We start from the raw sequence: 21,749 nt of genomic DNA on the forward strand, positions 1-21,749 counted from the left end.
TCCTCACTCGCGAGGCTGACGTCAGCCGATACCTTGACCTCTACGCCAAGATAAAGAGCGCCGCGTTGACGCCAGCCGACAGCCTTGACTTCCTCGCCGCGGTGGGCGAGGAGAACAGAAAAGGATCTCAGCATGGATGACAGCAAGTTCACCCGCTGGTACAAGTCCACGCGAAGCAGCGGCGGAGACAACTGCGTCGAGGTGGCCATCGCAGCTGACGGTACAGTCGGCGTGCGCGACTCCAAGGACCCTACCGGCGGCATCCTGGAGTTCGGCTCCGCTGCGTGGGCGGGTTTCGTTGCTGAGATTGTTGGTGAGTCCGGTAGCTGAGAAACGGCCCACACTCCGATCACCCTGGGCCTGCGCATCGGGCATTCCGGTGCGCCAGCTCGAACATTGAGTCTGAACGGCCGGTTTGGCGGGTCTCCGCAGACGCCGAACGCCGGCAGGAAGGGTGTCGCCCATGCTTGAAACCCTCCCTGGCGCGCTGACATTCTTTAGGACAGCGAACGGCATCGATCGGGGGACAGTCAATGGGAAGGGAGATCATCCCGAATAGCCAACTCAAGGCTGCCCGCAAAGCTCTGTTGTCGCCGTCTGGCTCTGGCCGCCCCATGTCCCGGCAGGAGCTAGCTGATGCCTGCAATCTTGAGCTGGCCAGAATGTGCGAGGCGATGGGAAGCGGGCAACGCTGGGCTGGCCTGACGGACAGGACCATTGGCGCCTTGGAACGAGGCGAGATCCGATGGCCTAACCGCGACTATCGCAGAGCGCTGTGCACAGTCCTCAACAGAGATGAAGACTCGCTCGGGTTCTACATCGATCGCCCCTCTGAGCGCGATGGTGAGGATCGGTCAGGAACCCGCCACAGCTCGGCTCTGCTGCATGACGCGATGCCGTCAGGGGCCACCCAGCCTTCCAGAGAGAGCTGGGTCGCCGAGTTCCGCGGACTCCAAGGTCAAGTGGCTGGCACCTGGGACAGCACAAGCTCTATCTACCCAGGCGAGCCGTGGTCGGCCGACGACCGGGCCGATACCGTGGATGATGTGAAACGCCGCACTGCCTTCGCTCTACCAGCTTTATCGCTGCTCGCCGCCTCGATGCCGTCTGAGCCATGGAACCGCTTGGCCTACATGCTTGAGCACCCACAACAGCTCGACGGGCCGACCCTCGAGCAGTTGGAAGGGCACACCGCCGAGCTGTTCCGGCGGGAGGAACACTTGCCAGCCCGTCAGCTCGCCGCGCACTTGGACGCTCACGTGCGACGGCTGGAGCGGTTGGTGGGTCGGGTACCTGCTCCGTTCGAGCGCCGAGTGCTCATGACCACCGGCGAAGCCCTAGCCCTTGCCGGTTGGGTGGCATGGGACAGCAAACGGCACCAGACCGCACGCGACCTTTATGCCCGCGCACTCCGCGCCGCCGACGAGGCTGGTGACGGCCCGTTGTACGCCTGCGTGCTGGCTTATCAGAGCTACGGCGCGGAGGCAGCCGGGAACCTGGTGCACGCTCGCCAGCTCCTCATAGCGGCGCAGAAATTCGTGCGCGGCGAGCACAGCGCCGCCACCCGCGCTTGGCTTGCTGCGCGCGAGGCGGAGGTAGATGCGGCCCTTGCTAAACCCATGCCAGCGCTACGGGCGCTCGACCGAGCGATGACCGCCTACGACTACGCCCACCCGCACCGCGAGCGCTCTTGGACAGGCTTCTTCACACCGAGCCGCCTTGGCAGTATGACTGTCACGACCTACGCCCGGCTTGACCACGCCGACCTAGACGCCACCGCAGAGGCCGTCGTGGCCTCGTTGCCGCCCAGCGATGCGAAAGTCAAGGCCGTCATCTTGGCGGACGTTGCGACGGCCGCCATCCAGCGTGGCAGGCACGACCGAGGTGCGCAGCTGGGACACCAGGCACTTGAGCAAACACTGAGCCAGGAGGCCAGCCTTGGCCGGCAGCGCCTCCACGACCTTCATCTGATGATTCAGGACAAGCGTGATGACGCCGATCTAGCGGAGCTGGATGACCGTCTACTCGCGCACATCGTCTAGCTCTTGGGCGTCGTCTCCTCGCTGACCCACGAGAGATAGGCAGGGTTCCCGGCCAGGATAGGCAGCAGCACAACCTCCGGGACGTCATAACTGTGATGCTCGCGAATGTGCTGCTCCAGTTCGGGATAGCGCTCTGCCGTCGTCTTGAAGGTGACGTACCATTCCTCAGCGCTCTCCACCTTGCCCTCCCACCAGTACGTGCTCTTGATCGGGCCGGACACCTGCGCACAGGCAGCCACCCGCGCCTCGACCGCGCTGTGTGCCAGCGCCTCGGCAGCCTCGCGGGAGTCGGTCGTCGTCACCGCTTGGGCGTGCTGGTAGTCGGTCACGTAATACCTCCATGGCAAGCGGGTGGGCGAAGTCCATCTTCGCGCATTGAGAGCGGGCGCCGCCACGGAGACTGCACTCGTAGGGCAGCGCTCCTGTTATGCGAGCGGTCGGACCGGGCCCCGAAACGCGAAAAGGGCCATTGTTCGTGCGTGGTGGTGGGACGAGCCCACCACCACGCACGTTGGCGTCTAGCCGTTTTCGGTGCTTCGGTCCGTGTCGGTGGCTCGGCTGCCGAGTACGCGTACGGTGGTGCTCATCTTGATCGGCAGGTCCTCGTCGCCCTTGAGGAATGGCTGGATGTCGATCGTTCGGCGGAGGCTTCGGCCGGGGCCGTAGGGCTGTTGGCGTTTGTGGCCGGATACCCAGAATCGGTGGTCGGGCTTGGCTCGCGTGCGGGGGCTGGCGGGTTGGGTCCGTTTCGGCGGCGGGGTGCTGCGGGGTTTGATGCGCACGATCCGGACGTCGGGGGCGGGGCGCTGGTTGCGCTGGTACGCCTTGATGGTGCCCTTGGGCAGTTTCGCCGGTATGGCCTCGGCCGTCTGCTGGTTGATCAGAAGCCAGGTGGTGATGAGGGGGCCGAGCGGGTGGTGGCCGTCGAGCGTGGTGCCGCTGGCGATGAATTCGGCGTGGATCGGTACGAGCCAGCCGATCTCGTGTCGCAGCGCGGGCATCAGGTCGTCGTCCAGGGCGCTGCCGACGCTGCGGTAGCCGATGACGTGCCAGCCGTGGGCGTGGGGTGTCCAGGAGACGGCGGCGAGGTGCCGGGGGCTGCCGACGGGTTCGGGCCAGGCGAGCAGTCCGGCTGGTGTAGGGGCGACGTCGTCGGTGGCCGTTGCCGGGGGTTGGTCGGCGCTGACTTCGTTGACCAGGTCGGTGAACTCTTGGTTGATCCAGTACATGGGTACGAGGTCGAGCTGATTGGCTAGGGCCCGCCGCTGGCCGGGGTTGTTGATGGGCGCGGGCAGGTTCGCGGGGCCGCGTAGGAGCCCGGTGAGCCGGTCGCGGATCTTCGGCAGCATGTCGGCGGTGAGCCGGGCTGGTGGCCAGTCGGTGGTGGTGAGCAGCGTTCGGCCTTCGCGGCCGAGAATGATGCCGCGGTGTAGCGTGCGCAGGATCGTGTACTCGTCGCTGCGGGGCGACCACAGCATGGCGGCGGCGCAGTGGGCGGTGAGGGCTTCGGAGTCGTCGGCCTCGATGAACTGGGTGCACCGGTAGCAGACGTGCCACCGGTCGGTGTAGGTCGCGACGACGCCGGCCGCGAGGTCCCCGATCTGGATGAGGCCGGTGCGGTAGTTCCAGACCGGCAGCCCGACGGTGCAGGTGTGGCACCGGTGGAAGACCTGCTGGATCTGGCCCGCGTCGATGGGGACGACGTCGTGTCGGTCGTCGGTGACGGGATGCCGGTAGACGATGGTTTCTCCGTCTTGGTGCTCGGTGAGGGCCTGGTGGCAGGTCGCGCAGGCGGTGAGGGTCGCCAGGTTCATTCGACGCTCCCACGCTGGTCACGGCGCAGGTCGCGCAGGCGCGGCCCCCGGCGGCGCTTGCGGTCGGGCATGGTCATGCCGGGCGTGTAGAGGACGTGCCGGTCGCCGCCCTGCTGCTTGGCGTGATACATCGCGATGTCCGCGCGATGTAGCGCAACGTCCTCCAGTGAGTCGGTGCTGGCCACGCTCGCGATGCCGACGCTGGCGGTGACGGTGACCGTGACCGGGCCGCTGTCGGCCTGCACCGTGACCGGCGCGGCGATGACCGTGGTGAACAGGTCGGCCAGCCGGCTGATGCCGTGGCCGCGTATCGGCAGGATGGCGGCGAACTCGTCACCGGACAGCCGTGCGACGCTTGCGCCGTAGGCGTCGGCGAGTTGGCCGAGCCGGTCGGCGACCTCCATGAGCAGGTCGTCACCGGCGTCGTGGCCGTGGGTGTCGTTGACCTCTTTGAACTGGTCGAGGTCGATGAGCATGACGATGTTCGGCTGCGGCCCGCCGGATGCGGCGATGGCGGTGTGAACGGTCCGCAGGCCGGCGCGGTTGAGCAGGCCGGTGAGCGGGTCGTGGGTCAGCTGCCAGGCGGCGTCGGCCAGCGCGGCGCGCAGCCGGTTGATGGTCGGCCTGGCGGCCAGGTAACCGCCAGCGGCCCCGAACATGGCCGCCACGGTGGCGATCACGAGGAGTGTGGTGGACACTGGGTTCCTCCATCCCTTGGAGAACCCGGGACGCATACGTTTCCTAGGCGCGGCGTCCCGGGTCCTAAACGACGACGGCCCGCCTTCGGCGGGCCGTTCTTTCTGTTTGTGCCGCCGTGCGGCGGCGTCCTCGATGAGGCGGTCGAGGGGATCAGTGGGTGGCGGCCGGCGGGACCGAGCCGTCGAGGCTCCAGGCCGCGCCGACACGGGCCGGGTAGCGCCCGGCGTGGGTCGGGCCGCCCGGACGCGGCGACTGGTAGGGCTCGTCGGTGCGGGGCCGCCGGTCGACGAGCCGGTCGGGCTCGCTCGGGGTGCCCTTGGGCCGGTACTCGTACCGCTCGGACACAAGGCGGGTGCCGTCGACCTGGGAGGAGTACGGCACGTAGATGCCGTGCAGGATGGTGCCGCCGAGCCGTTCGCAGCAGGCCACCGAGACCGGGTACCAGCCGGTCAGGGCCATGGTGACGAGGTGGCCGCAGTTCAGGGCCAGCTCGAACACGCACAGCCGGTGCAGTTCCTGGTCGTCAGGCGGGGTCGGGCTGGCCGGGCCGGCGCCGCTGCCGGGCTGGGTGCAAGGCCGGCAGATGGGGCCGAGGTCGGGGTGGTATCCGGCGTCGCAGGCTTCGCACACGATGCGCAGGCAGGACCGGCATTCGCCGGAGGCGATGGTGTGCAGGCTGGTGCCGCAGTACCCGCAGGGGCCGGTCAGGCAGGCGTCGGTGTGGTGGCCGGGTCGGTGCTGCTGGCACGGATGGTCACGCATGGCGGCCTCGCCGCAGGTGCTGGTAGACGGTCTCGGCGGTCAGCGGTCGGCCGGTGAGGTTGGTCGGGGTGTCGATGCGCCGCCAGCCGATGAAGTCGCACGCCAGCCAGGTGGTGTGGCCGTCGGCGGTGACGGCGATGACGTCTCCGGTCGACAGGGAGCGCAGCCGCAGCAGCCGGTACGTGCAGGCGATGAGGAAGTCGGCCTCCCCATGCGGCGTCGCGCGTTCGGTCTCCAGGTGGTCGAGGTCGACGTTGAACAGGCCGTAGATCCAGTTGGCGGTCTGCTCCGGGGTGGCAGTGGTGGGCAGGTGCCGCCAGTGGGAGATGACCTGGGCGAGCGCGTGGCCGGGCTCGTACGGGAAGAACCGGCTCTCGGTGTTGTGGTAGACGGCGATGACATGCAGGGTCATAGCAGAAGTCCGTTCGGGTCAGGTGTGGGATTCCGGCTCGATCGCGGTGTCCCGGCCGCGGTCGCCGGGGCTCGGCGGTGCGGGTGGGCCGATCGGCCGGGTGCGCAGGATCTGCTCGGGCAGCACCATCGCGGCGGGCTGGCCGGTGAGCGGGTGTGTGGTGGGCCGGTATCCGGTGGCCCACACGAGGTGCCAGCGCTCGGCGGGTGCGGCCGGGCGGGTGCCGGTGGGGTCGCCGTGGCTGGTGACGCCGAGGTCGGCCAGCTGCGCGGCGAGCGGGGTCGCGCGGTGCTGGCTCATTCGTCCGGCGAGCATGGGACAGCCGGTCGCGGAGTACGCGGCGCAGACGGGGTGCATGCCCGGCTCGTGGCTGATGAACACCCGTAGGTCGCTGTCGCGCATCGCGAAGACGATCCGCGCGGGTTCGAGTGGGTCACCGCAGGTCTGGCAGAGCCGGTCATGCAGCGCCTGGACCTGCCGCTGGTAGTCGACGTTGCCGAAGCGGTACCGGCCGTCGGGTGTGCGGGCGGTGATCCACGGGACGACGAGGCCGCCGATGACGGGCCGGCGGGCCAGGTGTACCGGGATGGCGGGAACCTCGGGTGCGGTCATGGGGTCACCGCCGAGGTGTGCGGCGGGCTGACGAGGAAGTGGCGCATCCGCCGGATCGCGCGCCGTTCCAGGCAGCGGACCGCTTCGGCGCTGCGGTCCATGAGGCGGGCGGCGGCGTCGCGGGGGTAGCCGTCGAGGTAGCGCAGCTGGATCGCGCGGCGCTGGTCGGCGGTCAGCCGTGCCATCGCGTGGACGAAGGTGATCCGGCCGGGCGGGTTGCTGACGGCCGGTGCGGCGGTGTCCTTGCTGCAGTGGTCGCGTACGGCGTAGGCGGCGCGCATGTAGCGGCGGCGGGACCAGTCGTGCCGGTTGCATGCCTTGGCGGCCTGGATGATGAACCAGCCGCGGACGTCGAGCAGCGCGGTGGGCAGCTCGGCCAGGGCGCCGGTGAACGTCTCCTGCACGAGGTCGGGTATGGCGTTGCGGTCGCGGTCCCGCATACGGGCGCAGACGTAGCGGGTGACCGGCTCACGGAAGGTCGCGTACAGGTCTGCGAAGGCGTCGCGGTCGCCGTGCTGCGCGCGGTCAAGGAGCACGAGGATGTGCGGCGCGATGTCCGGGTGCCGGCGGCGTGGAGACGCGGCGCGGCGCGGGCGAGGCGGGGCAAGGCCGTTGTGTGGCATGGGATTCCTCCATCTGTGGGTGGGTGGAATCCGGGCACGCCAGTCGGCCGTGCCCGGATGGTGCGCGGTTCCGCGCGGCTCGGCCGGGCATCGGCCGGGTGATGCGGTGCAAGGAGAGGTGGCGTCCGTTACCGGAGCGCCACCTCTCGGTGGGCTGGGGCCTACGTGGTCAGGGCCCGCAGGATCAGGTGGGCCTCCTTGAGGTGGCCGGCGAACATCTCACCGTTGGCGCCGGCGGTGCTGAGGCTGTCGGTGAGGGCCTGCACGCCCGCGGCGGGCGCGTGGGCGAGGCCGGTGAAGGTGCGGCCGTTGACGTGCTCGGCGATGCGCTGGACGGTTTGGGTCAGGTGGGCCTGGATGAGGTTGAGCCCGCACAGCAGCCGGGCCAGCTCGGTCAGGTCGTGGATTCCGGCGGCGTAGGTCATGGTGTCGCCGAGGTGCTCGACCGCCAGCAGGATCACGCGGGTCACGGCGACGGTCTTGGCCGGGTCGAAGTGCGTCTCGCCGTGCAGCAGCGCAGCGAGCTGGTCGATGACGGCGTGCTCGTCGTCGTCGAGACGCGGCGCGTCGGGGAGCTGGCCGAACCAGTCGGCGTCAGTCAGATACCAGTGGGGCTTGAGCATGTCGTCCTCCCGGGACAGCAGGAAGGCGGCCACCGAGCGGTGGCCGCCTGAAGGGATGGGGATGCCGCGTCCCGATCGCGAAGGCGAGGGACGTGGGATGTGCGGGTGCCGGATCCGAGGCTGGCGGCGGCGGCCGACCGGAGACGGTGGGCGCGATGCCGTCGCGCGCGGCATCAGATCAGAGGCACAAAAAATAGGGAGAACCCTCAGGTTAGCCGCGCCCGATGGCGCGGCGGCCGGTCTGTCAGGTTCGGCCGTCTGGCGGAACCTGACAGACCGGCAAAGGCCGCACTCCTGTCAGGTTTGCTCATCGAGCGGGACCCGACGGGACCTCGGTCTCCTCTGGCTGATCCTGAAAGCCGGCGGGTCCCGGTCGCCCGGCCGATGAAGCGGTACCGGCCAGCGGGACTGATCCCGCTGGCCTGCGCGCCTGTCCCGCTCCCACGGGCGGATCGGGATCACCCTTCGATGACTGGGCTGGCAGCCGAGGCCGGTGAGCCGGGACCCGACCTGAACGCGCATAGACTCGGCGGCCAGCGGGATTCCCTGCCTGGGCCCGTCTTCGACGCGGGCAAGATATGTTGTGCCGGCGCGGCTCGACCACGCCGGCCCGGCACATGACCTGCCCGGATGTCCCGGAAGCCGGAACACCCGGGCAGGCATCAGAAGCGGCGCAGGATGAGCACATCCTCGTGCACCGTGAGGTGCACCGGGATGCCGTCGTCGCGGGCGCGGCGGACCGCCATCAGGTTGAACATGCTGGCCCGGTGCACGATCTGTCCGTCGTCACGGACGGCGGCGAGCATCGCCGCCGTCCGCTCCATCGGCTCCAGCCCCACCGACCGGGCGACGGTCAGCAGCTCGCCGGGCAGGTCGATCAGGTCGTCTCGCTGCCGGCGTACCGGGCGGCATGTGATTACTACGGTCCCGCCCGGACGCAGCAGGTGGTAGCTGGCGGCCAGGATCGCGGCGAATCCGTCAAACAAACGGGACCATCCCGCATAGGCGAGGTTGCCTCGTTCCCGGTCCCCATAGTGATGGTCCCGCTTGCGTACCCCGGCACTCGTCGTCCGGACGAGGCCGTGGGTCCCGCGCCCGTACGGCGGTGAGGTGAGTACGAGGCCCACCCTTCCGATCGCGGACGCGGGCACTAGGTCGAGCAGGTACCTCGCGTCGCCGGTGTGTACGGTCGCTGCGCCAGCCGCCTTCTGTGACGAGGCCAGTTCGATGTTGGCCTGTGCTAGGGCGGAGAACCGGGGCTCGATGTCGACGCCGATGCCGTAGCGGCCGAGATGCATGGCCTCGACGAGGGTGGTGCCCGCTCCGCACATCGGGTCGAACACCAGCTCGCCTGGGTCGCTGTACGAGCTGATCGCACGTGCGGCCAGGTGGGGCAGCATTTTGGCCGGATGGCTGGAGGTGCCCGGGACGTAGCGACCCCGTCGCTGGTCCCGGGCGGGTATCTGACAAGTCAACCACACCTCGGAGATCGGCAGGGTCTCAACCATCGGCGCCTCCGCCTCGCGCGCTGCGAGTCAGGATCAGCACGTCGGTGTGGATGGCCAGACGTGTCTGCTGGCCGGGTACCGGCAGTCGGTCGGCCGCTAGGTTGTGTTGCAGGTATGCCAGCCCGGCCTGCTTGGCGGCAATGACGACGTCGACGGGCAGGGTGACGTCGCCGTGTGGTAGCAGCACCGCCACGCTGCCGCCCGGCACGAGGCTGGCGCGGCAGTGTGCGAAGAACTCGGCCGGTGAGGCGTCGTCGAGCGGCCAGCCGGTGACGATCAGCGTCGCCGCCTCCCGGCCCCACCCGGTCGAGCGGGGCGCGTGCAGGTGGCTGCGGCGGCGTGCGGCGATGATCGCGCTGGCCAGTTGCGGTCCGTCGGCCAGGTCGATGATGAGGTCGGACGGGTGGGTGTAGTTGTGGACCAGCCGCACGCCCATCTCGTTGGACATGGTCTCGCCCTCCTGTGGGGCGGGGATCGGCCAAAGGTTGAGCGGCACGGGCAGGTCACCGGACACCACGTCCCCCACGGGGACCGGTGCGCGGCGCGGGTTTGTGTTGGTCATGGGCACGGTGGCCCCCGGACCGGCGGGCGTACTGACGATTCCCAGTGCGCCGCTGACAGGTGGATCGAACCCGCCCCCGACCTGACAGGACCGGTCAGCCCGGCCGCCTGACAGCCGGTCAGCGGGCGCGGGGACGATCCCGACGGCGGCGAACCTGGCACCACCTGTCCGGGTCTAACAAACGGTCGTGGTGTCAGGTCGGGCTGTCCCAATCGATGGCTCGGAGCTTTCGCACTGGGCGAAGCGCTCCGCGTCGAGGGGGATCCATGGGAGCAACCACCCGCACCAGGACGGCCGACACGGCGCTGACCACCGCCGAGAAGGCGTTCGAGCTGCTGATCTGCGAACCGGCGCCGCTGGTGTTCGACGCCCGCCCCGTGCCGGGCCTGCCTGATGCGACGATGCCGCTGGACCAGCTACGCACACTGCTCATGTTCGAGCGCTACGACAGCGACACCACCGACGAGCTGTGGCGGCAGCTGGCCCACCACGCCCGCGAATGGGGACCGGCCTGGGTCGTCGGTGCGATCGGTGTGGCGCTGCCCGCGCTGACGCACCTCGCGGCGAAGATCAGCCGCGGTTTCGCCCGGCACGCCGACGACGTCGACTCCGAAGTCCTGGCCGGGTTCCTGCACGCGCTACGCACGGCGAACCTGGCTCCGCCCCGGCTGTGGCTTCGGTTGTGCTGGGCGGCGTGGCGAGCCGGAGTCGCGGTCGTCAAGGCCGACGAGGGCGAGGAACTGCCGCTGGATCTGTCCACCGGCTCACGGTCGCCGAGGATGCCCTACGGGCATCCGGACCTGCTGCTCGGCCGGGCAGCCGCCGCCGGCCTCATCACGGCCGACGCCGCCGAGCTGATCAGCGCCACCCGGTTCGGCGACGCGCTGATCGAGCACCTGGCCGCCGAGCAGGGCGTCACCGCCTCGGCTCTGCGGATGCGTCGCCGCCGCGCTGAGCGAGTCGTGGCCGCCGCCGTCGCCCGAGGGGACCTCTCCGGCGCGGTCCGCTCGCCCGGCAACCGGGAGGCCGCCCTGGCGGCCTGACCGCACGCCAGCCCCTACCGGACCACGACCGCCTCAGGGTTCGCCCTGGGGCGGTCTTCTGCGCGCGCACCTGTGCTGCCGCTTGACCGTGCTCCCGGCGGTTGACGGGTCTGGTAAGGACGTGACAGGTGTCCGGCGGGTTCGATCGGCCTGACAGCCGGGATCTGGGCGGTGCATGTCATCCACGGCATGCCCGCCCGGTGGGGACCACTCCTACCGGCGAGGCCCACGGTCCGGCACGGCTGGCGCGGCGTACTGACACCGCAGCCCTTCGCTTATCCGCGAGGAGGAGCGCCCCCACCGGACCGCAAGCGGCCTCTCGGCTTGGTCCCCACCGCGGCGGCCCACAGATTCCTTTGTGGAGCCCTGTCATGCACACGACCCTGTCAATTCTGTCCGATCTTGCCGCCGCGCCGCAGCCGATGGCGGCCAACAGCATCAACCAGGTCATCTCGAACATCACCGGTTGGATCATGGGCATCATCGCGTTGGTCGCAACGATGTTCCTGGTCATCGGCGGACTGCGCTACATGGCCGCCGGAGGTGACCCGGCGCAGGTCGAGCAGGCCAAGGGCAACTTCAAGTCCGCCCTGATCGGCTACGCCCTCGCGGTGCTGTCCCCGGTGGTCCTGCAGGTGCTGCAGGACATCATCGGCGGCTGAGGCGGCTGTCATGGTCATCTGGCTGATGAACGGTCTGGTCAACTGGCTCGCCGAGAGGGTCGTCGACCTTCTCGGCGGCCTGTTGGCCTTCCTGACATCCTCGATCTTCCTGTCACCGGACGTCACTGTCCTGCCGCAGGTGCAGTCGATCGCCGGCAAGAGCGCGCTGGTCGTCAACGCCTGCTTCATCCTCGCCATCATCGCCGCCGGCGTCGCCACGATGCTCGGCGACTCGGTCGAGACCCGCTACAACATCAAGCAGCTGGTTCCCCGGCTCGTCGTCGGGTTCGTCCTGTCCGCGTTCGCGGTCCCGCTGACGGCCGCCGTCATCGACATCGCCAACGCCCTGACGGTGGCGCTCGCCGGCGCATCCGCGCCGACGACCGAGGCGGTCAACTTCTCCACCGTCCGCATCCGCTCGGCGATGACCGACGAGAGCGCCGCCCTGCTGATGGCCATCATCGGACTGCTCATCGTCGTATTGGTGTTCATGCTCGTCGGTAGTTGGCTCGTGCGGATCAGCGTGCTGGTCGTCCTGGCCGGCGTCGCGCCGGTGGCCCTCGCGTGCTACGCCACCCCGTGGACGCAGGGTGCCGCCGACCTGTGGTGGCGCACCCTGCTGGGCTGTCTGGCCACACCGACGCTGCAGGCGGTCGCGTTCTCGGCGGGTATCAACCTGCTGATCGACCCGGAGTCGAACCTGCCGATCCTGCTCGGCCTGCCCGGCTCGGACACGTTGAACCTGATGCTCGTCATCGTCGTCCTCTGGGTCACGATCAAGATCCCCGCCATGATGCGCCGCTACGTCACGCGCAAGGGATCACCGAACATCGGCGGGTTCCTGCTGCGCGCGGTGCTCATCCAGGGCCTCACCCGCAACCTGCCGCTCGGCCGCTTCGGGCGCACCGCGATGCGAGGTGGACGATGAGCAACGACGACAACACCCCGCGCGCCGTGGTTCCGGCGAACGTCAATGAGCCCGATCGCATCGCGTTCGGTCTGACGTTCCGGCAGCTCGGCATCGTCGGCAGTACCGGCCTGGCCGGATTCGGTTGCTACCGCACGTTCGGGCACCTGCTGCCGCCGGTGGTGTGGATCGTCGCCGGGGTCATCGTATTCGCCGTCGCGATTGTGGTGGCGCTCGGCCGCCGTGACGGCCTGCCCCTAGACGTGTGGCTGCGGCACGGTTTCGCGCTCAGCCGCGGCCCGCGCACGCTGACCCCGGGTACGGCGCGGGCCAGCACGGTCGCGGTGGCCGCCGGCAAACCGAGCCTTCCGGCGCCGCTGCGCTCCCCGGTCACGGCGCTCAGCGCGACCGGCGTCCTGACGAGCGAGGGCCGCGACAAGATGCTCATCGCCTGCGGCACCACCAACATTCACCTGCGCACTGGTAGCGAGCAGGGCGCGCTGCTGGACGGGTTCGGCCGGTTCCTCAACAGCCTGACCGGCCCGGCGCAGATCGTCGTGACCGCACAGCGGCACGACCTCACCGCCTACGCGCAGGCCATCGTCGACCACGCGCCTCGCCTGCCGCATCCGGCATTGCAGGCCGCCGCCGACGACTACGCCGAGTTCCTGCTCGACCTCGACGCCGAGCGTGATCCGCTGCGCCGACAGGTCCTCACGGTCGTCAGCGGGGAGCACGCGGCGGATGCCGCCGTGCGTGCCCTGTCCGGGCTCGGCGTCGAAGCCACGGCCCTGGACGGGCCAGCCGTCGCATCCGCCCTCGCCAGCGCGGTCGACCCCTTCTGTCCACCGGTGCCCGGCCCGCGAGCGGTGCCCGGCACCCCGATCACCCTACGGAGCACATCATGAAGCTGCTGAAGCACACGACGAAGAGCATTGCGGCCGGGGAGAGCATGCCCTCCCCGGCCGCGTTGTCGGTCACCCCCTGGCACGTGCGGGTCGGCGACGGGTACGCCGCCACCTATGCGGTGTGCGGCTACCCTGCCGAGGTCGGCCCCGCCTGGCTCGACCCGCTGCTGTCCTACCCCGCACGGGTCGACGTCGCCGTGCATGTGGAGCCGGTGCTGCCGCAACTTGCCGCGCCGATGCTCAAACGCCAGCGCGCCCGCCTGGAATCCTCCCGCCGGCTCGACGCCGACCAGGGCCGCCTCGGTGACCCGATGGTCGAGGCGGCAGCCGCCGACGCCGCCGACCTCGCCGAGCGGGTCGCCCGCGGCGCGGCGAAGCTGTTCGACGTCGGCATCTACGTCACTATCCACGCCCGCACCCTCGACGAACTCACCACGATCAGCGCGGGCGTGAAGTCCGCCGCCGCCAGCGTCCTGCTGGACCTGCAGCCGGCGACGTTCCGCCACCAGCAGGGTTGGATCTCCACGCTGCCGGTCGGGGTGGACCCGCTGCGGATGCGGCGCATCCTCGACACCACCGCCCTGGCAGCGGCGTTTCCGCTCGCGTCGGCGGACCTGGCCGCCCCCGTCCCGGGCACCGTCGCCCCGCCCGAGGGCGTGCTCTACGGGGTCAACACCACCAGCAACGGCGTGCTGCTGTGGAACCGGTGGGCGCAGGACAACCACAACTCGGTCGTCCTGGCCCGGTCCGGGGCGGGCAAGAGCTACTTCATCAAGCTCGAAGTCCTCCGCAACCTCTACCAGGGCAGCACGGTGTCGGTCATCGACCCCGAGGACGAGTACGCGCCCCTGGCCGAACACGTCGGCGGCACCGTCGTGCAGCTCGGCCAGCCGGGCGTCCGCATCAACCCTCTCGATCTGCCCGCCGACAACCGGCCCGACACGCTGACCCGGCGCGGCCTGTACCTGCACACGCTGATCTCGGTCATGCTCGCCGCGACCCCGCCGCCCGCCGAACGGGCCGCCCTGGACCGGGCGATCACCGCCACCTACGCCCGCGCCGGAATCACCGGCGACCCCGCCACCTGGAGCAAACCCGCACCTTTGCTGCGGGACCTGGCCGAGGTGCTGGCCGCCGACAGCGACCCGGCCGCCGGGCAACTCGCCGCCCGGCTCGCCCCCTGGACAGTCGGGAACTTCGCCAGCCTGTTCGACGGGCCGACCACCACCATCCCGCGCGGGCACCTGGTGGTGTGGTCGCTGCGGCACCTGCCCGACGAGCTGCGCACTGTCGGCACGCTGCTGGCGTTGGACTCGATCTGGTCGGGCATCGACACACCTGCCAATGGCGCCCGCCGGCGGCGGCAGCTCGTCGTGGTGGACGAAGCCTGGCTGCTCATGCGCGACGGCGAAGGCAGCCGGTTCTTGTTCCGGATGGCCAAGGCCGCCCGCAAGCGCGCGGCCGGGCTATGCGTCATCACCCAGGACGCTGCCGACGTGCTGTCGACCGACCTCGGCCTCGCCGTGGTGTCCAACGCCGCGACGCAGGTGCTGATGCGGCAGAGCACGCAGTCCATCGACGCGGTGGCCGAGGCGTTCAGCCTGACCGCTGGGGAATCGCGGCTGCTGCTCTCGGCGACCAGGGGCGAGGGACTGCTTGTCGCGGGGCGGTCGCGAATTCCCTTTCGCAGCGTCGGGTCGGCCGCAGAGCACACGATCGCTGTCACGGGTATCGGGGAGGCCGAATGACAACCACTTCGACCTGGTCGGCAGAGGTCGGGCACTGGATCGTCGCCCGACCGTGGCTCGGCTTCCTCGCCGCCGCCGCGATCGTCGCCGCCGTGTTCGGTCACGACCAGCTTCTAGCCTGGCGGCACCGCCGGTTCGCGGCCGGGGCGCGGTGGTTGACCATCGCCGCCCCGCCGGAGGTCACTGCCGAGGCCGCCGCCGCGTTCTGGACCACCCTCATGGGTGTGTTGACGCCGTCGGTGTGGCGGCGCAGGGTGTTCGGCTACCCGCACGTCGGGTGGGAGTACACCTGGACCGGTCGCGCCCTGACCATCCGGGTGTGGGTGCCCGGCACGGTGCCGCCCGGCGCGGTCGAGGCCGCCGTGCGCGCGGCATGGCCCGCCGCCACCCTCACCACCGCCGACGCCGCCGCGCCGATCCCGGCGCAGGTTGGCGATGAGGTGGGCGGGGCGCACTGGCCGCAGCACACCGACGTGCTGCCGCTGCGCGTCGAGCACGACGCCGACCCGCTGCGGGCGTTGCTGGCCGCCGGGGCCGAGGTCCGCCACCGCGAACACGCGTGCGTGCAGATCCTCGCCCGCCCGGCACCCGCCCGCCGCGTCCGCGCCGCCCGCCGGGCGGCGGCGGCCACCAGCACCCATCCCCACTGGCGACCCGACCTGGCCGCCCGCGCGGTGTCGGGGTCGGCGCGGCTGGCCATCGAGCCGCTGCTGTGGCTGCTCGAGGTGTTCACCCCCGGCCCGTCCCGGCCGCCGCGCACACTGGCCACGGCGCGGCGGGTGGCCGAGCGGGACCCTGTGGCCAGCGCGGAGGCCCGAACGGTCGTGGACAAGGCGGTGCGGGTGCCGCACTTCGAGATCGCGGTGCGGTTCGCCGTCGCCGCCGAGGTCGACAAGACGCCACCGGATGCCGAGCGGGCCAAGCAGATCCGGCAGCGGCTCGTCGGCCTGGGACACACGATCGCTTCGGCCGCCGCCGCCTACACCGGCCCGAACCGGCTGCGGCGCATGAAGATGCCCCAACCGGTGGCCACTCTCGCCGGACGAAGGCTGCGCCGGGGGTTTCTGGCCACCGTGCCGGAACTCGCGGCCCTCGCCGCGCTGCCGCAAGACCTCGCGGTGCCGGGCCTGGACCGGGCGCGGGCCAAGGCCGTGCCGGCGCCGGTGCAGGTGCCCTCGGGTGGGCGGGGCGTGAAGGTGCTGGGCCGGTCGCAGATCGGCCAACACAGCGTCGGCCTGAAGGTGACCGACGCCCGGCAGCACGTGCACGTGGTGGGCAAGACCGGCGTCGGCAAGTCCACGCTGCTGCTGAACATGATCCTCGGCGACATCAAAGCCGGACGCGGCACGGTGGTCATCGACCCGCGCGGGGACCTGATCACCGACATCCTCGACCGGCTCCCGGCGTCGTACGCCAAGAAGATCGTGATCATCGACCCGGACCAGGAGAATCCCGGCTGCTTCAACCCCCTCGACGACCGGGGCGACCCGCACCTGGCCGTCGACAACCTGGTGGGGATCTTCGCGAAGATCTTCCAGGGTCAGTGGGGTCCGCGTATGGACGACACGATGCGGGTGGCGTGCCTGACGCTGATGCGCCACGCCAAGCCGACCCTGAGTCTCGTGCCGAGCCTGTTGCAGGACAAGGAGTTCCGGGCACGGTTCACCCACGGCCTGGACGATCCGGACGGCCTGGGCGGGTTCTGGGTCTGGTACGACGGCATCAACGAGCAGTTCCGCGGGCAGGTCATCGCCCCCGTCCTCGCGCGGCTGCGGGCGTTCCTGCTGCGCGACTTCGTCAAGTCGGTCATCGGTAACGCGCACAGCTCGTTCGACATGAGCCGGATCCTCGACGGCGGGGTCCTGCTGTGCCGGCTGCCCAAGGGCATCCTCGGCGAGGAGACGACCCGCATCCTGGGCTCGCTCATCGTCGCCCGCGTCTGGCAGGCCGCCATCGCGCGGGCCAGCATTCCCGAAGACCAGCGAAAAGACGCCGTGTTGTATGCGGACGAGTGTCAGAACTTCCTGACCCTGCCCGGCTCTGTTGGGGACATGCTGGCCGAGGCGCGCGGGTTCCGGCTGGGTCTGGTGCTGGCGCACCAGGACCTCGCCCAACTGCCCAAGGACGTCGCCGCGGCGGTGTCAGCCAACGCCCGGTCGAAGCTGTTCTTCACCGTCGACCCTGCCGACGCCCGGGAGCTGTCGAGGCACACCAAGCCGGAGCTGGACGAGCACGACCTCGCCCACCTCGACGTCTACACCGCCGCCGCCCGGCTGCTGGTCGGCAACCGGGAACTGCCGGCGTTCACGTTCACCACCAACCCGCCAGCCGACATCGTCGGTGAGGCGACCGCTATCCGGCAGGAGTGCGCCGCCGCGCACCGCCGCGCCGACGGCGAGCCGCCGATGCAGCAGCTCGCCCGCACGGCGATGAAGCGCCGCATGGACCGACGCGACCGTTGATCCACACCACCGGTCTGCGCCGCTCGTTTCGGGCCTCGTCCGGGTGCGGCATTGGGGGCTCGCTTGGGGGTGTCCGCGACACGAGACCCCAGGCGAGCCCCCCTCCCGTCGGCCTGTCAGGTCCCTGACCTGCCGAAACCCGGACGATCACCAACCCATTAGCAAGATCGGCTCATCCAGACTCCCTACCGGGACTCTCTCTCCAGGGGTGATCACCTATGCCGCTGTCGCGCTCTGCTGGCCTGCTGGCCATCTACCCGCATGTCACCGGTCGTGACCGTCAACTCCTCCAACTGCTCGACGACCATCACGTCCTCACCACCGATCAGATCCACCACCTGTTCTTCCTGGCTCGGCGTACCTGCCAGATCCGCCTCGGTGAGCTGTACGGGCTGGGACTGCTGGACCGGTTCCGGTTCGCCCGTACCGGCGGCGGCAGCCAGCCCTGGCACTGGACCCTCGGCCACAACGGGCACCGGTTCCAGGCCGCCGCCCACGAACGACCGGAGCCCACACCCCGGTCGACCCGGCAGACCGTCCAGCGGCTGTCGGCCAGTCCGAACCTGACACACCTGGTCACGGTCAACGAGTTCTTCGTGCGGCTGTCGGCGTACACGCGCTGGTATCCCGAGGCACGCCTGGACCGGTGGTGGTCGGAGAGCACGACCACCAAGCAGTTCCGCACCATCACCGCCGACGGCCACGGCCTGTGGAGCACCGCCGACACCACCGTGGGATTCTGGCTGGAGGCCGACACCGGCACCGAGCCGCTGGGCAAGCTGGCCGCCAAGCTCGACCGCTACGCCAACCTGATCCGGCGGGTCGGTGTCCGGTACCCGGTGCTGTTCTGGCTCGGCAGCGCCCAGCGGGAGGAACACCTGCACCGGCTCCTTCGCGGCCGGCGCGGTGAGGTCACCGTCGCCACCGCGACCCATGACACCCACCCGGCCGAAGCGGTGTGGCTGCCGGTCGGCGCCACCGGCCGCGTCGGGCTCGCCGAACTGCCCACCGACCACGGCCAGCCGGTGGCCGACAACCCCAACTTCGACGACGACGGCGTCTTCGTACTCTGAGAGGGCGTGTGACTACGAGCGATAGTTGACACTTGCGAGCCGTAGCTGGCACCCAGCCACTCAGCATGGCATCGCTTGGTGCGGCTTCGGTGTGTCCCGCAGGTGGCATTGACCCCTAGCATCAGCGGCATGGCTGTTGACCCTGCTGCCTTGCACGGCGATCATCAGGCGATGTTCGCGGCGTTGCCGGCGGACGGCACGACGATGAGCAACCCGAACCTGCAGCGTCGGCTTGGTTGGGACTCCGACCGCTACTTCCGGGCGCGTGACGGGTTGGTCGACATGGGCTTGGTCGTGCGCGGTCGCGGCCGTGGGGGCGTGGTCAGGCGGCTGCTGCCCGAGACGGTGGTCGAGGAACGCACCGTCGCGGTGGTCGTCGACGCTGGCGCTGACGCGCTTACGACCGCCGCGACCGTCGAGGCGGCTATCAAGAACGAGCTCGCCCTCTACGAGCCGATGCGGAAGGTGATCGCCCATGACTGGGCCAAAGATCACCGCCGTGAGCCTCTGGCTGTGGAGATCACCGCGCTGCAGGGGCGGCGAGCGACCGGGGGAATCTGGTCGCGCCCCGACATCGTTAGCGTGGAGGTCCGCACCTTCGCCTACGTGCCCGGCAAATACCTCGAAGTCGCCACCTTCGAGGTCAAGGCCGCCAACGCTATCAACGTCCAAGCCGTTTACGAGGCGCTTGCGCACCGCCGCGCCGCTACTCACTCATACGTGCTTCTGCACGTCCCAGCGGACCAAGCCGGCAATCTGGAGGACGACGTCGCTGACGTTGCCGAGGCCGCGCGAGCGCACGGCATCGGCGTCGTCACCGCCGCCGATCCCGCTGACTACGACACGTGGGAGGAGCGCGAGGAGGCTCGCCGCATCGAGCCTGACCCCGAGCGCCTCAACACCTTCGTCGCGACCCAGCTCTCCGATACCGCACGGGACCTTATCTCACGGCGTTTGCGCTGACGCCGCCTTTCGCTCCCGGAGGTTTGCCATGGTTGAGGTATCTGGATACGCGGATGCCGTTTATCGGTTCGTTCAAGCGCACGCCACTGTCGAGGATGGACGCCGAGTCTGCCGTGAACCTCTCTACCCTTGGCTGATGGAGGAGTTCGATCTGAGCATCCGCGAGGTTAAGGGCGTCCGTACGGCCGCAGTGAAGGAGCTTGAGCGTCGTGGTCTCGTCCAGCGCCCGAATCCCAGAAACGTCCTGCTGATACTGACTGACTAGTCTAGATCCCCATCGCGGTCGAGGTGCGCTCCCGACGTTGCGGACCACCGTTCCGACCAACCGGCACCCAGGTCCAGCGTCGCTGGCGACGTGGAGCGACGCCCTGGGCACACCGCCGGACGCCTAGTTCGCCGATGTGAGCGGCGCGGTCAGGTCGTCTTCGACGGCGACCAGCTCGGCAATCTTGGTGGCAATGTCTGCCATCGAATCATCCGCCGTGTTCAACCCGTTTCGCGAGGCAAGCAAGGGGCTTACCCTCCGGAGCTCGTCGTAGGTCGTCTCGTGCACGACAGGGATCAGCAGGTCACGCGCAAGGAGCTCCGAAAGCTCCTTGTCAGAGACGCCCCGGCGGTCGACGCGTTTCAGTAGCGCAGGGGTGACCAGGACGAGACCCGTACGCGATTTCGCCAGGCCTCTGTCGATTTCCCGCATGAACGGTTGGCCGAGCACAATGTCCTTCTCGCTGAACCAGACCGACACGCCCTCGGCTACCAGCAGGTCGTGCAACTCCGTAGCAGCACCCCGCCGGTCATCCCACGCGTGGCAGAGGAAGACATCGCAAAGGTCTGGCTCCTGACGCGCGCGCACCTCGACGGTGCGGCGAACGGGAGTCAGCGCCCGCACCTCGGCAGGCGTGTAAGTCACGGAGGACGTGCTCGGCGACCAACGCGGCCGCGTTCTGCCGCTGATGGCCCCGCCCCCACTGCTCGCGCCGCCCCCGCTACTGCTCCGCGGCGTGTAATCCGGCTGCGGGTAGTAGGGCCGGGGCGGTGAGTACCCATAGCCTCGGCCGCCGCGCCGGCACGCAGGGCACGCCGCGGCTGCGCTGGCGGTCCGATGGCCCCGGACCGGAGCCGTACACAAACTCATAACCACATGGTAGATCCTCACCGGACCCGAACCCGGCTCATTCACCCTCGCCCCGCCACCGTCACCCGCGTAGCCCAGGCGAGCAGTATCACCAATCCACAGGCCTACCCACAACGGACATAGCCTCCCGAAGCAGCCTCTGACAGGCCCTGGCAGCCGGGCAACCATACCTGTCAGCGCAGCTAACAGGCATGATCGCGGTTCCTGACAACGCTGGCGCTGTCAGGTCACGAGGCTACGGTGCAGTTTCTTCTATCTGCTCGCACCGCCGCCCGTCTGTTCCTCCTGGATCTGCCCGCGCCAGCGGGATCGCCCATAGCCCACCTCCTCGGTCGGCTCGTGATCCACGCCCCGCGCCTTCCGCGGCAGCTTTCCCGGTCCAGACGCCGCGCTCCGGTGGCACCACCGCACGGCAATCCCATGCCCACTCCTTCGCGAAGGGAGCACCTCGTCATGCCCACGCCCACCCCGTCCACCGTTTCGGTGGTCACCGTCTGCTTCGCCCCCGGCGAGGACGCCGACTGGTTCGCCGCCTCCGAGAAGGTCAACGACCTTCTGCACGCCAACGGCACCCCGGCCCGCCGCTTCCACGTCCGCCACCGCCGCCTCATCGGCTGGCTGACCCGCTTCATCGGCTACTACCTGCTCGACGCCGCCCGCCGCTTCGGCGCGGTCACCATGGCCGCCGGAGGCCGCAAGAGTCGCCTCGACCTGACCGGCACCGCCGCCAAAGCCGCCCACCACGCCGCGCTGCGCTGGCGTGCCTGGAACACCCACATCGCCGCGACCACCCGTCCGGCCCGACCCTTCGAGGACTACCTGGCCCACCACCACGCTGATCCGAGCAAGGTGAGCCTGGCCGAGGCCCGCCGCCGCTTCGAGCAGCAGCCCCGCGTCCTGGCGATGCTCGCCCACCACTTCGACCCCTACGAGCTGCCGGTCTATCAGGCCGGCGAAGCCACCTACACCGGTCTGCACTGGCGCATCGCCCTGATCGGCGACGCGCTGATCACCACCGACGGCCGCCTGCTCACCCCGGCCAGTGACTCCGTCGCCGACCGGTTCCGCTTCCTCAACGAAGCCTGCGCCTACCTGCGCGGCCTGCGCTCCACCGCGCGGCTCTGCGCCGTCGCCATCGCCTAACGCCCCAACCAACCGAAAACGCCCGAGGACCGGTCGCAGCCCTGCTGC

23 protein-coding genes are annotated in these 21,749 nt (G+C 69.8%); 12 read left to right on the forward strand and 11 right to left on the reverse strand.

Annotation, left to right across the window (positions count from 1 at the left end; all coding sequences use genetic code 11):
* Positions 1-132 precede the first annotated feature (132 nt).
* Together HCJ94_RS01725 and HCJ94_RS29495 are read left to right on the forward strand one after the other, a co-directional pair.
* On the forward strand, positions 133-330 hold the full coding sequence (locus HCJ94_RS01725; protein WP_167999182.1) for a DUF397 domain-containing protein: 198 nt from the start codon (positions 133-135) through the stop codon (positions 328-330).
* Between the two features lie 284 nt (positions 331-614).
* Positions 615-2,042 (forward strand): NsdA family TPR-like regulatory protein, encoded by a 1,428-nt coding sequence (locus tag HCJ94_RS29495; RefSeq protein ID WP_240943830.1) that lies wholly within the window; start codon positions 615-617, stop codon positions 2,040-2,042.
* On the opposite strand, the gene cutA is transcribed toward HCJ94_RS29495, so the two are convergent.
* The 10 genes from cutA to HCJ94_RS01780 all read right to left on the reverse strand — a co-directional run bounded on the left by cutA (position 2,039) and on the right by HCJ94_RS01780 (position 9,657).
* Positions 2,039-2,371, reverse strand: coding sequence for a divalent-cation tolerance protein CutA (cutA, locus tag HCJ94_RS01735; RefSeq protein ID WP_167999183.1), 333 nt, complete (start codon positions 2,369-2,371; stop codon positions 2,039-2,041). The two genes, HCJ94_RS29495 and cutA, sit on opposite strands and share 4 nt — an antisense overlap.
* A 189-nt stretch (positions 2,372-2,560) precedes the next feature.
* Positions 2,561-3,856, reverse strand: coding sequence for a hypothetical protein (locus HCJ94_RS01740; protein ID WP_167999184.1), 1,296 nt, complete (start codon positions 3,854-3,856; stop codon positions 2,561-2,563).
* A complete protein-coding gene (locus HCJ94_RS01745; RefSeq protein WP_309227105.1) occupies positions 3,853-4,554 on the reverse strand; it encodes a GGDEF domain-containing protein in 702 nt (233 codons plus the stop codon). The genes HCJ94_RS01740 and HCJ94_RS01745 overlap by 4 nt, the downstream gene beginning before the upstream one ends.
* A 151-nt stretch (positions 4,555-4,705) precedes the next feature.
* On the reverse strand, positions 4,706-5,317 hold the full coding sequence (locus HCJ94_RS01750; protein WP_167999186.1) for a hypothetical protein: 612 nt from the start codon (positions 5,315-5,317) through the stop codon (positions 4,706-4,708).
* Positions 5,310-5,729, reverse strand: coding sequence for a hypothetical protein (locus tag HCJ94_RS01755; RefSeq protein ID WP_167999187.1), 420 nt, complete (start codon positions 5,727-5,729; stop codon positions 5,310-5,312). The genes HCJ94_RS01750 and HCJ94_RS01755 overlap by 8 nt, the downstream gene beginning before the upstream one ends.
* A gap of 18 nt (positions 5,730-5,747) precedes the next feature.
* Positions 5,748-6,341, reverse strand: a complete 594-nt coding sequence (locus HCJ94_RS01760; RefSeq protein ID WP_167999188.1) for a hypothetical protein — start codon at positions 6,339-6,341, stop codon at positions 5,748-5,750.
* Positions 6,338-6,964, reverse strand: coding sequence for an RNA polymerase sigma factor (locus HCJ94_RS01765; RefSeq protein ID WP_167999189.1), 627 nt, complete (start codon positions 6,962-6,964; stop codon positions 6,338-6,340). The genes HCJ94_RS01760 and HCJ94_RS01765 overlap by 4 nt, the downstream gene beginning before the upstream one ends.
* Positions 6,965-7,125: 161 nt before the next feature.
* Positions 7,126-7,620 (reverse strand): hypothetical protein, encoded by a 495-nt coding sequence (locus tag HCJ94_RS01770; protein ID WP_167999190.1) that lies wholly within the window; start codon positions 7,618-7,620, stop codon positions 7,126-7,128.
* Positions 7,621-8,249: 629 nt separating this feature from the next.
* Positions 8,250-9,095, reverse strand: a complete 846-nt coding sequence (locus HCJ94_RS01775) for a TRM11 family SAM-dependent methyltransferase (protein ID WP_167999191.1) — start codon at positions 9,093-9,095, stop codon at positions 8,250-8,252.
* On the reverse strand, positions 9,088-9,657 hold the full coding sequence (locus HCJ94_RS01780) for a hypothetical protein (RefSeq protein WP_205800516.1): 570 nt from the start codon (positions 9,655-9,657) through the stop codon (positions 9,088-9,090). The genes HCJ94_RS01775 and HCJ94_RS01780 overlap by 8 nt, the downstream gene beginning before the upstream one ends.
* A 266-nt stretch (positions 9,658-9,923) precedes the next feature.
* On the opposite strand from HCJ94_RS01780, the gene HCJ94_RS01785 reads away from it, so the two are divergent.
* From HCJ94_RS01785 to HCJ94_RS30695, 9 genes are all read left to right on the forward strand, one after another.
* Positions 9,924-10,700, forward strand: coding sequence for a hypothetical protein (locus HCJ94_RS01785; RefSeq protein WP_167999192.1), 777 nt, complete (start codon positions 9,924-9,926; stop codon positions 10,698-10,700).
* Between the two features lie 371 nt (positions 10,701-11,071).
* Positions 11,072-11,362 carry a pilin gene (locus HCJ94_RS01790; protein ID WP_167999193.1) on the forward strand — a complete coding sequence of 97 codons (291 nt, stop codon included), beginning with the start codon at positions 11,072-11,074 and terminating at the stop codon, positions 11,360-11,362.
* A 10-nt stretch (positions 11,363-11,372) separates the two neighbouring features.
* Positions 11,373-12,290, forward strand: coding sequence for a conjugal transfer protein TrbL family protein (locus HCJ94_RS01795; RefSeq protein WP_167999194.1), 918 nt, complete (start codon positions 11,373-11,375; stop codon positions 12,288-12,290).
* The gene (locus tag HCJ94_RS01800) at positions 12,287-13,177 is read left to right on the forward strand and encodes a PrgI family protein (protein ID WP_167999195.1); all 891 of its coding nucleotides are present in this window, start codon (positions 12,287-12,289) and stop codon (positions 13,175-13,177) included. The genes HCJ94_RS01795 and HCJ94_RS01800 overlap by 4 nt, the downstream gene beginning before the upstream one ends.
* A complete protein-coding gene (locus HCJ94_RS01805; protein WP_240943808.1) occupies positions 13,174-14,925 on the forward strand; it encodes a VirB4 family type IV secretion system protein in 1,752 nt (583 codons plus the stop codon). Before HCJ94_RS01800 ends, HCJ94_RS01805 begins: the two co-directional genes overlap by 4 nt.
* Positions 14,922-17,387: a type IV secretory system conjugative DNA transfer family protein gene (locus HCJ94_RS01810; RefSeq protein ID WP_167999196.1), complete on the forward strand. Its 2,466-nt coding sequence runs from the start codon at positions 14,922-14,924 to the stop codon at positions 17,385-17,387. Before HCJ94_RS01805 ends, HCJ94_RS01810 begins: the two co-directional genes overlap by 4 nt.
* A 218-nt stretch (positions 17,388-17,605) precedes the next feature.
* Positions 17,606-18,460: a replication-relaxation family protein gene (locus HCJ94_RS01815; protein WP_167999197.1), complete on the forward strand. Its 855-nt coding sequence runs from the start codon at positions 17,606-17,608 to the stop codon at positions 18,458-18,460.
* Between the two features lie 129 nt (positions 18,461-18,589).
* Positions 18,590-19,423, forward strand: coding sequence for a hypothetical protein (locus HCJ94_RS01820; protein WP_167999198.1), 834 nt, complete (start codon positions 18,590-18,592; stop codon positions 19,421-19,423).
* A gap of 136 nt (positions 19,424-19,559) precedes the next feature.
* Positions 19,560-19,688, forward strand: coding sequence for a hypothetical protein (locus HCJ94_RS30695; RefSeq protein WP_255480861.1), 129 nt, complete (start codon positions 19,560-19,562; stop codon positions 19,686-19,688).
* Positions 19,689-19,811: 123 nt separating this feature from the next.
* Here the strand turns inward: HCJ94_RS30695 and HCJ94_RS01825 are convergent, their stop codons facing one another.
* Positions 19,812-20,333, reverse strand: coding sequence for a toll/interleukin-1 receptor domain-containing protein (locus tag HCJ94_RS01825; RefSeq protein ID WP_309227106.1), 522 nt, complete (start codon positions 20,331-20,333; stop codon positions 19,812-19,814).
* Between the two features lie 678 nt (positions 20,334-21,011).
* On the opposite strand from HCJ94_RS01825, the gene HCJ94_RS01830 reads away from it, so the two are divergent.
* Positions 21,012-21,701 carry a hypothetical protein gene (locus HCJ94_RS01830; RefSeq protein ID WP_167999200.1) on the forward strand — a complete coding sequence of 230 codons (690 nt, stop codon included), beginning with the start codon at positions 21,012-21,014 and terminating at the stop codon, positions 21,699-21,701.
* Positions 21,702-21,749: the final 48 nt, after the last annotated feature.

Source organism: Micromonospora thermarum, from assembly GCF_012034245.1.
Classification (GTDB): Bacteria; Actinomycetota; Actinomycetes; order Mycobacteriales; family Micromonosporaceae; genus Micromonospora; species Micromonospora thermarum.